We start from the raw sequence: 15,006 nt of genomic DNA, 5'->3' as shown, positions 1-15,006 counted from the left end.
TTGCTGGATGGCGGTTTTCGAACATCACCCGCCCGCCGATCCGGATACCCCCGCTTGCCGGACGAGGCGGTCGACCTCCCCGGCCATGCCCCGGACCGTCGGATGGTCGAATACGAACGGCAGCGGCAGCACGACGCCCAACCGGTCCTCGATGCGCATGATCAGTTGCGCGGCGAGCATCGAGTGGCCGCCGAGGCGGAAGAAGTCGTCGTCGACGCCGACGCGATCCAGGCGCAGCAGTTCGGCCGTCATCGACGCCAGTTCCTCTTCCGTCTCGGTGCTCGGCTCGGCGACCGGCTGTGGCATCGGTTCCGGTTCGGCCCAGGCCTGCGATGTCGCGAGCGCGGCGCGGTCGATCTTTCGGTTCGGCGTCAACGGGAAGGCATCGAGCACGACGACCGCCGACGGAATCATGTACTCCGGCAACAACTTTGCCGCTTCGTTCCGCACCGCGACCGGGTCGGCCCGCACGCCGGCCGCCGGTGTCACATACGCCACCAGCCGCTTTCCGGTGGCACCGTCCCTGACGACGACCACCGCCTGCTTCACCGAATCCTGTGCCGCGATGGCCGCCTCGATTTCGCCCGGCTCGATGCGGAACCCGCGCAGCTTCACCTGATCGTCGACCCGGCCGACGAACACCAGTTGGCCCTCGCTGTTCCACCGCACCGAATCACCGGTGCGATACATGCGCGCACCGGATCCGGACAGGTCGGCCACGAAACGATGCGCCGTCATGGCGGGGCGGCCCAGATATCCGATCGCGACACCGGGACCCGCGATATACAACTCCCCGACCGCACCATGCGGCACCGGACGTAAACGCTTGTCCAGCACGAATACTCGCGTGTTCGCCACCGGACGCCCGATCGGCACGGCCCCGTCCAGCGGCTGCGCCCCGCCCGGCTCGATGCGGAATTCGACACAGCCGACGGTGGCCTCGGTGGGCCCGTATTCGTTGACGACCGCGATATTCGGATGCGTGCGGCGCCACCGCGCGACCGCGTCGAAGTACAGCGCCTCGCCGCCGACCACTAAGTCACCCGAGATTTCGCATTGTCGCGCAACGGTTTCGATGACTTCCAGATGGCTCGGCGTGACCTTGAGGAATACCGCCGGGGCATCCGCCATCGCGTCCAGCACCGCCTCCGGAGCCGCGATCCGGACCGCGCCACCGACGGTGAGCGGCGTGAAAAGCCCGGTGACGGTCAGATCGAACGCGATCGATGAATGCAGGATCGACCGCCCCCGCAGACCCGGATACCTCCGCCCACAGTGCGACAGATAATTCGTCAGGCTGCGGTGCGCGATGACGACGCCCTTGGGTCGGCCGGTGGAGCCGGAGGTGTAGATGATATAGGCCGGATGACGTTCGTCGAGCCGCCGGATGCGGTCGAAATCGGTGACCGGCAAGGGATTTCGCGCGGCGATAGCGCTCGCGGACGCCGCGGGCACCAGCGACCGCCCGTCCGGCAGCTCCTGTGTCGTGACGGTCAGCACCGGCGCCGCGTCGGCCATCATGTACGCGATGCGGTCGGCCGGGTAGTCGGGATCGATCGGCAGGTAGGCGCCGCCCGCCGCGAGCACCGCGAGGATCGTCACGATCATCTCGATCGATCGCGGCAGGATCACCGCGACGACGTCCCCCGGACCGACGCCGCGTTCGATCAGCAAGCGCGCCAACCGATTTGCCCGTGCGTCGAGTTCGGCATAGGTCAGCGACCCGTCCTCGAACAGCACCGCGGTCGCGTCGGGGGTCGCGGCCACCTGCGCGCGGAACAGCTCCGGCAGTGTCGGCGCGGGTATGTTCCTGGGCGTCAACGGGATTCCGCCTCGATCAGGGTGAAATACGAATCGGGCACCGGCCGCATCGCCGACACCGCGTAACCCGCGGCCGCCAACCGATCCGTGAACTCCCGCCCGTCGCGTTCGCGACCGCCGGTGAGCACCAGCATGCCGAGATCGCTCCATTTACTTGGGTGCCAATCGTTTCCGTCAGGAACCAGCATCTCCACGATGAGCAGCCTGCCGTGCGGGGCGAGCGCGGCCCGGCTGCGTTCCAGTACCAGCTCGACCTGCGCATCGGTCCAGTCGTGTAGGACGCTGCACATCAGATGGGTGTCCGCGCCGTCCGGCAACTCGCGGAAGAAATCGCCGCCCGCCAATCGGAGCCGCCCCGCCAAATAACTCAGGTGCCCAGAGGATTCCACCGCGGCGACGACGGCGGGCCGGTCGAACAGCACGCCGGTCAGCCGCGGCTCCCGGCGCAGGATGCCGCCGAGCAGAAATCCGTCTCCGCCACCGATATCGAGCACCACCGTCGACCGGCTCCAGTCGACCGCGTCCACCACACCGGCATAGCAGCGCGCCGCGCGCTCCCGCATGCGCCGGGTGAATGACCGGTCCGCCGACGCGTCGGAGTCCTTGTGGCCGAAGAAATCCTGTCCGTCACCATTCAGCGAAACCGGGGCGCCCTTGCGAAACGCATCGGCCGCCGTCGCCCACGCGCGGTACGAATCGCTTTGCAGCACAGACTCGCGGACGGTGTCGGCGCTGTCCGAGCACAGCCGCCGGCCCAGCGCGGACAGCGCGAAGGTCCGCGGCGTCACCTCTTCGAAGAAGCCGACGCTCGCCAACGCGCGCAGCAGCCGGTACAGCGCCCCGGCGTCGGCGCCCACGGTCCGGGCCAGTGCCGCCACGTCCATCGGTCCGTCGGCCAGCAGATCGGCCAGCCGGAATTCGGCGGCGATCCGCAGCACGTGCGGGAGCAGCGCCACACAGCTGTCGTCGACCAGCGTGAGGTATTCGTCGACGAGGACACTCGGAATATCGTTGTCCGCCATTATGTTTCCTCCTGCTCCGGCCCGCCGTCGACGAGCCGTTCGATCGCCGAGGCCAGTGCGGCGACGGTCGGTTCGTCGAAGATGGTCGCCGCGGGTATGTCGACGGCGAAGGCCTCCTGCGCCCGGTAGATGGCCACCATCGCGAGCATCGAATGTCCGCCGAGCGCGAAGAAGCTGTCGTACACACCGACCCGTTCGACACCGAGCAGTTCGGTCCACATCGCGGCCAGCCCGGCCTCGATCGGCGTGCGGGGTGCGACATATCCGCGATCCGCGCCGTTCGTCCGGGGCCGGGGGCGATCGAGCAATTCCAGGCCGCCGTCGACGCGGCGGCGGGCACGGTCGCCGGTTCGGTACAGCCGAGCGCCCGGCGTCCCCGAGAACCGGTCGGGCACAAAGCGTTCCGCGGTGGCGGCGGCCCCTCGGAGAGATCCCCGGCCGACGCCCGCACCCCCGATGTACAGATCGCCCGGCAGGCCGACGGGCGCGAGGTCGCCGCGCCGGTCGAGTACGACCGCATAGCCGCCATCGATCGGCGCACCCAACAGCACCTTGCCGTTCGCGCCGACCGGTACCGCGTCCCCCGGTCCGAGATCCCGAATGAGCGATACGAAAGATGTTTCGGGCCAACCGGATACGTCGAGCACCCGCGCGCCGCGCGCCAGTAGGGCGGTAGCCACCTCGGCAGGGAGTTCGGCACCGACGGATATGACGGTCGAACCTTCGATATCGCATTCGACCAGCTCCCGGCACAGCCTTGGGGTGGCCCAGAGCACCGTGGCCTTTCCGGACAGCGCATGCGCGTCGGGTGCGACTTCCAGACCCCCGGCAGTGCCGGACAGTGCCAACACGATGCCCAACGCCGCGAAATCGCCTGTCACGCACCATGTGTCGTCTGATTTGGTAGCGAGCCGACGATGCAGCGACCGAGCCGCCGCGGCCAGCTCGCGTCGGCTCAGCACAACAGCACGCTCGTCCGCCCCGTACCCGATCCACGCCGCGCTCGCCCACGCCCGCGCCAGGTTCGGTCTCGTATCCGGCAGCCGATCCAACTCGTCTCGAATGATCGCGTCATCCAGCGCTATCCGATGTTCGAGCGGCATCCGCTTGCCGAGCTCACCGGTCGTCAGCACGAGCGCCGGAGTCGTGTCCGCGAGCAGCGAGGCCACCCGGCTGTCGGAATCCGCAACGGATAAAGGCAGACATGCGGCACCGGCCCGCAATATCGCTGCCACTGCAACCGCCAGATCCGCAGTCCCCGGCAGGAATACGGCGACCCGGTCCTCCGCGCCGATACCGGAGCGCATCAGCATCCAGGCGAGCCGGTTGACGCGCGCCTCGAATTCCTCATGGCTCCAACCACATACAGTACCGACCACGCCATCGAGCAGTTCCGGAACGTCATCGAATTCCTCTGGGCCGCAAGCGAAGACCAATTCCCCGCGCTCGCCATCGGCGAGCATGGGCACCGCGGATATCGGCCGATCCGGATCGGCGAGAACCGCCTCGACCAGGCGCGTGTAGTGCCCGGCCAGCCGTTCGATCGTCGCGGCGTCGAACAGCTCGGTGGAGTATTCGTAAACCACCAGCACGCCGCCCTCGTCGGGCGTATGCCCGAGCCCCTGTTCCAAACGCGGAATCGCGATGACGTTCAGGTCGAATTTCGCGGTGCCGTTGCCCATCACCTCGTGCAGGTGCATCGAAAGCCCCGGCAGCCGCAGTGCGGGCATCGGTGCGTCGTGGAAGCTGAACGCCACCTGGAACAGCGGGTTGTGGCTGAGCGTCCGGTCAGGGCTCACCGCCCGCACGACATGTTCGAACGGCGTGTCCTGATTGGCGTACGCGCCGAGTGCGGTCTCCCGCACCCGCCCCAGCAGTTCCCGGAAGGTCGGGTCGCCGGAGAGATCGACCCGCAGCGCGACATTGTTGACCAGCATGCCCACCAGCAGCTCCGTCTCGGGACGGTGCCGGTTCGCGATGGTGGATCCGACGACGATGTCGTCCTGGTCGGTGTATCGGTGCAGCAGTAATTCGAATACGGCGAGCATCGCGACGAACAGCGTCGCCCGTTCCTCGTGCGCCAGACGGCGAAGCGCCGCGGCCACCGGCTCGTCCAGTTCGCTGCGGACCGTCGAGCCGAGGAAGCCGGGCGTTTCGGGGCGGGGGCGGTCGGCGGGGATCGTCACGACGGGCGGGCAGTCGGCGAGGTGCCCGCGCCAATACTCCAGCTGCTTCCGCGCCTCCTCGGTGCGGGCCCAAAGATGTTGCCATGAGACGTAATCCGTGAATTGGATCGGGAGCGGGGGCAGGTCGGCGGCAACCTCGTCCACCTTGGCCTGATACAGCCGCAGCAGCTCCGAGAGGAGCAGGGTGAACGACCACCCGTCGTGCACCATGTGGTGTTCGACGTGCACCAGCAGGTGGTCGTCGGGGCCCAGGGTGAGGACCGTCCATCGAACCAGCGGCAACTGCGACAGGTCGAAGACCGTGTGCACCTGCTCGTCGACGATCCGCCGCACCGCCGCGGCCCGATCGGCCTCGGCCGACGCGGTGAGATCGATATGCTCCGAGCAGGGCGGGCAGTCCGGGTGCACGATCTGGTATGGCGTGCCTTCGCGTTCGGCGAAGGTGGTCCGGTACACCTCGTGCCGGCGTGTCAGCTCGGCGAGGCTTTCGCGCAGCGCGGCGACGTCCAGCCGTCCCCGGATGCGCAATGTCGTTTGGAAGTTGTATGCCCGGTTCCGCGGAAAAAGCTTGTACATGAACCAGACTCGGCTCTGCGGAAACGACAGCGGTATATCGTCGCCGCGGCGCACCGGTTCGATCGGCGGTGCGGCCGTCGCGTCCGTACGCCCTCTTGCGAGCCGGACCTCCCGCGCACAGTCGGCCAGCGTCGGCGCGGCGAACAGGGCGCCCAACGGCAGCGAAACCCCCAGCGCCGCCCGGATCCGGGAAACGGCCTGGGTGCCGAGCAGTGAATGACCGCCGAGATCGAAGAAGTTGTCGTCCGGGCCGACATGATCGACACCGAGCAGCTCGCACCAGATGGCGGCGATCGCCGTCTGCTCCGCGTCGCGCGCCACCGCCTGGCCGCCACCGCCCAGCCGCCTGCCGCCGATCGCCGCGAGACGCCGCCGGTCCAGCTTGCCGTTCGCACTCGTCGGCCACGCGTCCACCAGCAGATACGTCGACGGCACCATGTAGTACGGCAGGTTCGCGTACATATGCCTGCGCAGCTCGAGCGCCTTCACCTCGCCGGACGCCAGCAGATACGCGGTCAATATCCGGCCACGCACCGCATCGTCGGTGACCAGCACGACGGCCTCACGGATCGCCGGATGCCTGCGCAGAACCGCCTCGACCTCGGCCAATTCCACCCGGAAACCGCGCAGCTTCACCTGATCGTCGGCGCGGCCGACGAACTCCAGCGCACCGTCGGCGCGCCGCCGGGCCAGATCTCCGGTGCGATACAGGCGCGCGCCCGGCGAGCCGGAAAACGGATCCGCGACAAAACGCTGCGCGGTGAGCGCGGGGGCGTTCAGATATCCTCTGGCCAGCTGGACGCCACCGATATACAGCTCGCCGACGGAACCCGTTGGCGCGAGCCGGAATTCGTCATCGACGAGATACACCTCGGTATTCGGGAGCGCAGTGCCGATGGGCGGCGAGGTATCCGGCCGGTCCGGCGCTTCGGTGAGTTCGCCCGCCGTCACCACGACGGCGGCTTCCGTTGGCCCGTAACAGTTCAGGTACGAGGCGGCCAGGGACGGCGGCGGATACCGGTTCGCCTTGTCCGAGCCGGTGAACAGCACCCGCAGCGACAGGTCGGACAGGTCGCGCCGGAACAGCGGCTCGCCCAGCACCGGTGGCAGGAATCCGACGGTGATCCGCGCGTCGCGCAACCATTCGTGCAGTTCGGCCCCGCCGGATCGGGTGTCGTCGTCCAATATGTGCAGGGTGGCACCCGCGCACAGGCACGGCAGTACCTCGAAAAGGCATGCGTCGAAACCCATTCGGGCCTGTTGCAGACATCTGTCGGACGGCGCGAAGGCGAATGCGTCCAGCAGCCAGGCCAGCAGGTTCGCGAAGGCGCGATGGCTCACCAGCACGGCCTTCGGGACGCCTGTCGAACCGGAGGTGTAGATGGCGTACGCGAGATTGTCCGGACGGGCGGGCGTGATGGCGCACCCGTCGAACTCGGCGACGGCGTCGTCGAGGGAGACGATCCGCTCCGCGGCGACGGGTAGTTGCCGCATGAGGTGGTTCTCCGCCAGGATCACCCGCGGCCGGGAGTTGTTCAGCATCAAGCCGATTCGATCGGCCGGGTGCACCGGGTCGATCGGTAGGTAGGCCCCACCGGCCTTCCATACGGCCAGCAGCCCGACGATCCAGCCGATGGATCGGTCCGCGCAGACACCGACCAGGTCGTCCGGTCCGACGCCGCGACCGGCCAGGTACCGGGCGAGCCGGGTCGCCCGTCGGTCCAGCTCGCCGTAGGAGATGCCGTCGGGTCCGCACACCACCGCCGTCGCATCCGGATCCGCGCGGGCGCGGTCCTCGAAAAGCCTTACAGCCCATACTGGTTCGGCCACAACCTCGTCTCGGTCGGCGATTCGATCGTGTCCCATCAGCGGCTCCCTTCCCCTCAGCATGTGCGCTCGGAATCGATGCTTCGCCGCCGCAGCGCGGGCGCCGCCAACGTGGAGACCGGACGATCCGGGTCGTCGAGCGCGCCGTACAGGATCGACTCCAGATCACCGGCCATGCCCCGGGCCGTGGCCGGTTCGAAAAGTGCACGGCTGTAGCGGAATTCGCCGCGCAACGCATCCGGCTCGGCATCGAACAGCAGCGCGACGTCGGACTGCACCGTGCCGGTGCCGAGGCGCATCGGCCGCAATACCGCGCCGGGGACCGCCGCTCGCTTCGGCCGCCCGCCCCACAGCACGATGACCGCCTGCAGTAGCGGGCCTCGGCTGTTGTCCCGTCGCGGATTCACCGCCTGGACCACCTTCTCGAACGGCAGGCCCTGGTGGGAGTAGGCCCCGAGCGCCGAATCCCGCACCCGATGGAGCAATTGCCGGAAGGTCGGATCGCCGGAGAGGTCGACCCGCAGTGCGAGCATATTGACGAAAACGCCGATGAGCCGCCGGGTTTCGGCCCGCTCGCGGGCGGCCATCGGGGTGCCGACGAGCACTTCCTCTTGCCTGCTGTACCGGCACAGCAGGCAGCCGAATGCGGCGAGCAGGATCATGAACGGCGTCGATTTCGTCGCCATGGCCAAGCGCCCCAACCGGTCTCGGGCGCTGGTCGGCACGGTCAGCTCGACCGTCCCCGCCTCGAAGTCGGGCAGCGGCGGCCTCGGACGGTCGGTAGGCAGGTCGAGTGTCGTCGGCGCGTCGCCGAGTTCGCGGCGCCAGTAGGCGAATTCCCGTTCGAAGCGCTGATCGTGTTGCCACACGGCGAAATCGGCGTACTGCCACGGCAGCGGCGCGAGCGGCTCGCCCCGGCCGTGCGCGAACGCCGTGTACAGCTCGGCCAATTCGTCGACCAGGACCGGGCACGACGGCTCGTCGAAGACGATGTGGTGCACCGTGAACAGCAGAATCGACGCCTCCGGCGCCAGGCGGAACAGGCGGGCCCGGAACAACGGCCCCTCGGCGAGATCGAATGGGCGGCGCTGTTCCTCGACGAGCAGGGCGTGAATCGCCGCATCGGATAAATGTTTCTCGGCCGATACATCGGTTTCCGGGATATCGATTCGGCCGTCGTCCGGCGCGGGCCAAATTACTTGCATCGGCGTATCGCCCATGATCGGGAAGGTGGTACGCAGTACCTGGTGCCGACGAACTATCGCGCCCACCGCGCGCCGCAGAATTTCGGGATCCAGACGGCCGTCGATTTCGAGTGGAAGCGTTGTGTGAAAGGTGATTCCGGCCGCGCCGAAACGCTCGACGAACCATATCCGCTTTTGCGCGGAGGAAACCGGAAAGACTCCGACGGGATCGCCGTACTTTCGAACCATCTCGGTCAGTCGTTCGCGCTGCCTCGGCGAAGCGGCCGTCAGCGCCGTCGCCCAATCCGTCACCTACTGGACCCCCCTGAAATATTGAGCAATCCAACGCACTATTATCGGCGGTTCAATTCGGAGTCATTCGATCGAATATGGCAATTTTTGTCACCGGCCCTCCGAAATTTCGGCGAGATAACCGAAACTTCGTGTGGCCCACTGTATTACACCGTGTTCCCCGCGGCCATAAGGCCACATCTCGACAATTACCACAGCGGTTATGGGATGTCAACGTCGGGCACCGGAGTCGGAAATTCAACCCCCATGGACCGCATTTCCGGAACGCTCGCGCACAAGGTTTCTCCGACGCCGAATTATTGTCCGATCGTTTGCTGGATGGGATGAGCCGATCATCGGCCGACCTGATCCTGGACGGCCGAACCGACCAGGTTCTAAGCTGGCGTTCGGTCAGGTCCGGCGAGGGGTTTCTATCGCACAGCGAGGGGGTGCCCGACCATGCCTCCCCTATCGTCCGCGCAGCGGCGGATGTGGTTTCTCCACGAACTGCACGGCGCCGATTCGCTCTACCACGTGCCGGTCGCGTTCCGGCTCACCGGGCCGCTGGACCGCGCGGCGCTCGCATCCGCCATCGCCGACGTGATCCGGCGGCACGAGGCACTGCGCACCGTCTTCCGCGACGTGGAAGGCGAACTGCGCCAAGAGATCCTGCCGCCGCCCGAGCATCCGCTGCGAATGCGGACCGTCGCCCCGGCGGAGCTGGCGGACGCGCTGGATACTGCGGTGACAACGAGATTCGATCTGCGCCGCGACATTCCGTTCCGGGCGCACCTGCTCACCGACCGACCCGGCAGCCACGTCCTGGTGCTGGTGCCGCACCACATCGCCGTCGACGAGTGGTCCGCGCACCTACTGCTCCGGGAGATCTCGACGGCCTACGCGGCCAGGCAGCGCGGCGCGGAACCGCACTGGCCCGAACCCGCGCCCCAGTACCGGGATTACGTGGACTGGCAAGACAAAACCCTTGGCAGCCCCGCCGATCCGGAAAGCAGGATCGCCCGCGACCTCGATTTCTGGCGCCGCACGCTCGCGGGCGCGCCGCACGATCTACCGCTGCCCGCCGACCGGCCCCGACCCGAAAGTCCTTCGCATCGCGGCGGACTCATGGGATTCGACGTCTCCCGCGCGCTGCACGCCTCGCTCACCGAACTCACCCGAAGCACCGGCGCCACGATGTTCATGCACTTCGTGGCAATGATTGGCGCGCTGCTGACCAAACTGGGCTGCGGAACCGACATACCGGTCGGCACCGCGGTCACCGAGCGCACCCGAAAGGCCTTCGCGCACATCATCGGATTCCTCACCAACACCGTCGTGCTGCGCCTGGACACCTCCGGCGATCCCGATCTGCGCCAACTGTGCGCCCGCGCCCGCGAGGTCACCGTCGCGGCGCTCGCGCACAGCGGCGCGCCGTTCGACCGGGTCGTCGCCGCGCTCGGCCCCGATCTATCCAGATCCGATCCGCTTTTCCAGGTGATGCTGGCATTCCGGACGCTCGGCGAACCCGGCCTGGAGTTGCCGGGCGTCGACGTCGAACGCATGGCGATCCCGGTGCGCCACAGCCGGTTCGCCCTGACGTTCTATGTGACAGAGTCGCGGACCGCGGACGGTGTGCCGGACGGCATGCGGATCGAGATCAACTACGCCCGTGACCTTTTCGACGACACGACCATCGCCCTCATCGGCGGCTATCTGGTGCGGCTGCTGGAGGCCGCGGTCGCGAACCCATCGTCGCACCTCAGCGAGTTGCAGATCCTGTCGACAGGACAAATCCGGTCGCTGCTGCCCGCAGCACCGGGCACACCTTCTGCCTCCGACACCGTTATCGATATGTTCGAGGAGCAAGCCCGGCGAACCCCCGACGCACCCGCCATCGTGTCCGACACCGGCACGCTGTCCTACCGCGACCTCGAACTACGCGCGAGCAACCTGGCCGGTCGCCTGATTCGCGCCGGAGCGGCGCCGGAGCGGGTCGTCGCGATCGTGCTGCCCCGGTCCGCGGAGATGATCACCGCGATGCTGGCGGTGCTCGAATCGGGTGCGGCGTATCTGCCCATCGATCCGTCGTATCCGCCGGACCGGATCCGGTTCATGCTCGACGACGCGCAGCCGATATGCGTCGTCACCGACCGGCGGACCGCCCCGAGCCTGCCTCATGACGCCGCCCACCTCATCGTCGACAGCACCGACGAGCCGTCAGACGGCACGGCCCTCGGCCCGATAGATCCGCGCAACGCGGCGTACTTGCTGTACACCTCGGGCTCCACCGGCCGACCCAAAGGCGTTGTGGTAGAACACCGTTCGCTGGCGAACTATGTGCGCTGGTGCCGATCGGCCTACCCCGGCCTGCGCGGCAATACGGTGTTGCATTCCACGCTGTCGTTCGACTTCAGCATCACCGCGCTGTACGGGACGCTGGTCTGCGGCGGCTGCCTGTATCTGTCGGCGTTGGACGAGGACGAGCTGTCCGTACTACGGCCGACGACAGTCGATTTCGTGAAGCTCACCCCGAGCCATCTGCCACTGCTTCAGCTCCTTCCCGAATCCTGCGCTCCCACAAGGGAAGTGATGTTCGGCGGCGAGTCACTGGACGCGGAGTCGCTGCGCCGGTGGCGCGATGGGCATCCGGGCGTCGATATCGTCAACCATTTCGGCCCCACCGAATGCACCGTCGGCTGCCTGAATTTCCGGCTGCCCGCGGGTGCACCGCTGCCCGACGGCCCGGTGCCGATCGGCCGTCCCCTCGCCGACGCCCGGGTATACGTACTCGATGAACGCTTGCGCCCGGTCCCGCCCGGGGTGATCGGCGAATTGTTCGTCGCCGGAACCGGATTGGCCCGAGGTTACCGGCGGCGTCCCGGAACGACCGCGGCCCGCTTCCTCGCCGATCCGTTCGGTCCCGCCGGAACGCGCATGTACCGCACGGGTGATCTGGTGCGCCGCCGCCACGACGGGAACCTCGTCTTTGCGGGCCGGGTCGACGATCAGGTGAAGGTCCGCGGTCACCGCGTCGAACTCGGCGAGGTGGAGCACGCGCTGCGACTGCTGCCCGCGGTCGCGGACGCCGCGGTGCTGGCCCAGTCGACGCCCGCGGGTTCCACCAGGCTCATCGGCTATGTCCGGCCGGTGCCGGGCGCCGATGTGACGCGGTTGCGGTCGACACTGGCCACCCGGCTGCCCGAATATCTGGTGCCCGCCGCCATTGTGACCGTCGACGCGATGCCGCTGACGGCGCACGGCAAGCTGGACCGTCGCCGGTTGGCCACCTACTGGCGTCCCGCCGAGACCGCGGACCTGCCCGAGAACGCCGCGCTCGTCGATGTGATACGGCACGCCTTCGCCACCGTCCTCGGCGTCGCGGAGGTACCGCCGGACGGCGATTTCTTTGCGCTCGGCGGGGATTCGGTGGTCGCGGTCTTCCTCACGCGCAAACTGCGGGTCCTGCTCGGCACGGAGATATCGCTGCGGCTGATGCTCAGCCTGCCGAATCCGGCCGCGCTCGCCCGCGGTCTCACCGACAGCGCGGTTGCCCGCGACCATCCGGCCGAGCCCGCACGAAATGCCGAAAAGGTCACTGCCGCAATGCCATCGGCGCAACCCATGGAGCACGCTCGCCATATCCTGCTGACCGGCGGCACGGGCTTCTTCGGCGCGTTCGTCCTGTCCGAACTGCTGGCGCAGACCGGCGCACAGGTGCATTGTCTGGTCCGGGCGGCTAGCGCGGAGCAGGCACGCGACCGGCTGTACGACACCTTGCGACAGTACGGGCTGGACTGTCCGAGCGAGCGGGTCCTGGTACTGGCGGGCGATCTGGAACAGCCGAATCTCGGCCTGGCCCAGGATGTTTGGCGCGAGCTCGGCGAGACGATCGATTCTATCGTGCACGTCGGCGCCAACGTCAACGGCATGCTGCCGCTGGAGCGGCTGTGGCGGGCCAATGTCGGGGCCACGATCGAACTGGCCCGGCTGGCCCGCACCGGCCCACCGAAGACACTGCACTTCGCCTCGACCACCTCGGTGTCCGCGGCGACGTCGGGTTACGCCGAAAGCAAACGCGAAGCGGAGCAATACCTTACGGACGGACAGCGATTCGGGTTGTCCGCCGTGATCGCCCGGCTGCCCCGGCTCAGCGGCCACTCCACATCGGGGCACTACAACCGGCGCGATCTCGTGCACCGCGCGATCGCCGCGATGCTGGAGGTCGGCATCGCGCCCGAGATCGATGCCAGTGAGGTCTGGTTACCGGTGGACCGGGCCGCCCGCGCCTTCGTCGCCACCTCGCGAACGGCCACCTCCGGCCGCTTCCAGTACACCAGCGCCGACCGCTTCTCGCTGCCCGAATGCCTGCGTATCGCAAAGGAACTGGGCTTTTCCCTGCGAATCCTGCCGCACGAGGCCTGGGAGCGCGCGATGACGGGCGGCGATCGAGTCGAGCACGAATTCGCGGCGGCGGCACTGCGCGGTCTGGAGCGGCGCATGCGCGACGGGCGCCCGCAGGCATCCGACTTCGTCCCGGTGGCCGTGCCCGGTGTCGACCCCGGCGTGCTCGCGGTATGGCTGCGCCGACTGGCCACCGAACGTTGCGATGAGGAGGTCGAACATGAACTCGCGTATCGCGCTGATCCGGCCTGATCTCGACGAGGTGCGCGCCGGGCTGGCGCGGCTGGTGCGGATACCGCCCGCGCAGCCGCGACCCGAGGCCGTCGCGGCATATGAACGCTGGTTCGAGCAACGCTGCCCGGCCTCGCGGGCCGCCGCCGCGGCGGCCGCCGACGTGATAGCGGGCGGGACCCACCATTCGCTGCCGGTGAACGTCCCGTTCCCACTGCGCATCGATCGGGCGGCCGGGCCGCACGTATGGGATGCGGACGGCAACCGCTACATCGATTTCATCCAGGCCGCGGGCGCGTCGCTGCTCGGCGCCGGCGACGAAACGGTAAGGGAGAAGGTGAAATCGGTCCTCGACGAATGCGGGCCGTCGCTCGGACTGCTGCACCGGTACGAGATCGCGCTCGCCCGGCTGGTCCGTGAATACATGCCCGCCGTGCAGCGATTCCGGATGACGACCAGCGGCACCGAGGCGGCCATGGCGGCCGTTCGCGTCGCGCGGGCGTATACCGGCGCCGCGCACGTGGTGAAATTCGGTGGCGCATACCACGGCTGGTCCGATCAGCTGGTGTACGGACTCAATGCCCCTGGGACGCAACGTCGTTCGGCTGGCGGGATTCCGGCTCAGGTGCAAGCGCTCACCCACGAGGTGGCTCCCGGCGATCTGGACGCGCTGCGTTCGCTGCTCGCGGCCAATGCCGAAAGTGGCGGCACCGCAGCAGTTTTCGTCGAGCCGCTCGGCCCGCAGAGCGGCACCCTCCCGCTCGACCCCGACTACCTCGGCGGGGTTCGGGAACTGTGTCGCGAGTTCGGCGCGCTGTTCGTGGTGGACGAGGTCGTCACCGGCTTCCGGCTCGGGCTCGGCGGCGTGCACGGCCAGCTCGGGCTGAATCCGGACCTGGTACTCCTGGGTAAGTGCGTCGCGGCCAGCTATCCGGCGGCGGGCGCGCTCGGCGGCCGCGCCGAGGTGATGGCGGCGATCGGATCGGGGACCGGGTCGTCCGCGCTCGTCATCGGCACCCTCTCGGCCAATCCGCTCAGTTGCGCGGCAGGCTATTTCGGTCTGCTGGAGATGGCGCGCACCGATGCGCCCGCCCGCGCGGCGAATGCGGGCGACCTGCTGCGCACCGGCCTGCGGCGACTGCTCGCGAACTACGAGTTGCCTTATGTGACATACAATTTCGGCTCGATCGTGCACCTGCACACCGCCGGTCTCTACCACCTGTCGGTGGACCGGCCCGATTTCGCCGAACAGTTGGCGGCCCGGCGCACGGCGACGATTCGGCTGATCCAGGGGTGCGCCGCGGAAGGTTTGCTGCTGTCGGCCACCGGCCGCCTGTTCGTCAGCGCGACGCACAGTGATCGCGTGGTCGCCGACGCGCTCGACCGATTCGACCGGGTCTTCGCCACGGTGCGGAAAACCCACGACCTCCCCACGGATACGCACTCCGGACGGTGATACCACGATGC

General features: G+C 68.1%; 6 protein-coding genes and 1 pseudogene. 2 read left to right on the top strand and 5 right to left on the bottom strand.

The window, feature by feature from the left end; all coding sequences use genetic code 11:
• Nucleotides 1–24 precede the first annotated feature (24 nt).
• From LGY53_RS44450 to LGY53_RS20425, 5 genes and pseudogenes are all read right to left on the bottom strand, one after another.
• Nucleotides 25–615 carry a phosphopantetheine-binding protein gene (locus LGY53_RS44450; RefSeq protein WP_374111205.1) on the bottom strand — a complete coding sequence of 197 codons (591 nt, stop codon included), beginning with the start codon at nt 613–615 and terminating at the stop codon, nt 25–27.
• A pseudogene (locus LGY53_RS44445) lies at nt 592–1,740 on the bottom strand (amino acid adenylation domain-containing protein); the annotation flags it as partial. The pseudogene LGY53_RS44445 and the gene LGY53_RS44450, both read right to left, overlap by 24 nt.
• A 77-nt stretch (nt 1,741–1,817) precedes the next feature.
• Nucleotides 1,818–2,843, bottom strand: coding sequence for an acetylserotonin O-methyltransferase (locus tag LGY53_RS20435; RefSeq protein WP_225728288.1), 1,026 nt, complete (start codon nt 2,841–2,843; stop codon nt 1,818–1,820).
• Entirely contained in the window at nt 2,843–7,471 is a 4,629-nt protein-coding gene (locus LGY53_RS20430) for a non-ribosomal peptide synthetase (RefSeq protein WP_225728287.1), read from the bottom strand. Before LGY53_RS20430 ends, LGY53_RS20435 begins: the two co-directional genes overlap by 1 nt.
• A 17-nt stretch (nt 7,472–7,488) precedes the next feature.
• The gene (locus LGY53_RS20425) at nt 7,489–8,928 is read right to left on the bottom strand and encodes a condensation domain-containing protein (protein WP_225728286.1); all 1,440 of its coding nucleotides are present in this window, start codon (nt 8,926–8,928) and stop codon (nt 7,489–7,491) included.
• Between the two features lie 438 nt (nt 8,929–9,366).
• Between LGY53_RS20425 and LGY53_RS20420 the strand changes: the two genes are divergently transcribed.
• The gene (locus tag LGY53_RS20420; RefSeq protein WP_225728285.1) at nt 9,367–13,560 is read left to right on the top strand and encodes a non-ribosomal peptide synthetase; all 4,194 of its coding nucleotides are present in this window, start codon (nt 9,367–9,369) and stop codon (nt 13,558–13,560) included.
• The gene (locus tag LGY53_RS20415; RefSeq protein WP_225728284.1) at nt 13,529–14,995 is read left to right on the top strand and encodes an aminotransferase class III-fold pyridoxal phosphate-dependent enzyme; all 1,467 of its coding nucleotides are present in this window, start codon (nt 13,529–13,531) and stop codon (nt 14,993–14,995) included. The genes LGY53_RS20420 and LGY53_RS20415 overlap by 32 nt, the downstream gene beginning before the upstream one ends.
• Nucleotides 14,996–15,006 lie beyond the last annotated feature (11 nt).

It is taken from the genome of Nocardia sp. JCM 34519.1, assembly GCF_020361265.1.
Lineage (GTDB): Bacteria > Actinomycetota > Actinomycetes > Mycobacteriales > Mycobacteriaceae > Nocardia > Nocardia arthritidis_A.
This window is presented reverse-complemented; position numbering and strand designations above follow the sequence as displayed.

Bases quoted from the DNA above. Each gene is read 5' to 3' on its own strand.
- LGY53_RS20435 (WP_225728288.1), bottom strand. From the start codon at position 2,843: ATGGCGGACAACGATATTCCGAGTGTCCTCGTCGACGAATACCTCACG.
- LGY53_RS20430 (WP_225728287.1), bottom strand. From the start codon at position 7,471: ATGGGACACGATCGAATCGCCGACCGAGACGAGGTTGTGGCCGAACCA.
- LGY53_RS20420 (WP_225728285.1), top strand. From the start codon at position 9,367: ATGCCTCCCCTATCGTCCGCGCAGCGGCGGATGTGGTTTCTCCACGAA.
- LGY53_RS20415 (WP_225728284.1), top strand. From the start codon at position 13,529: ATGAACTCGCGTATCGCGCTGATCCGGCCTGATCTCGACGAGGTGCGC.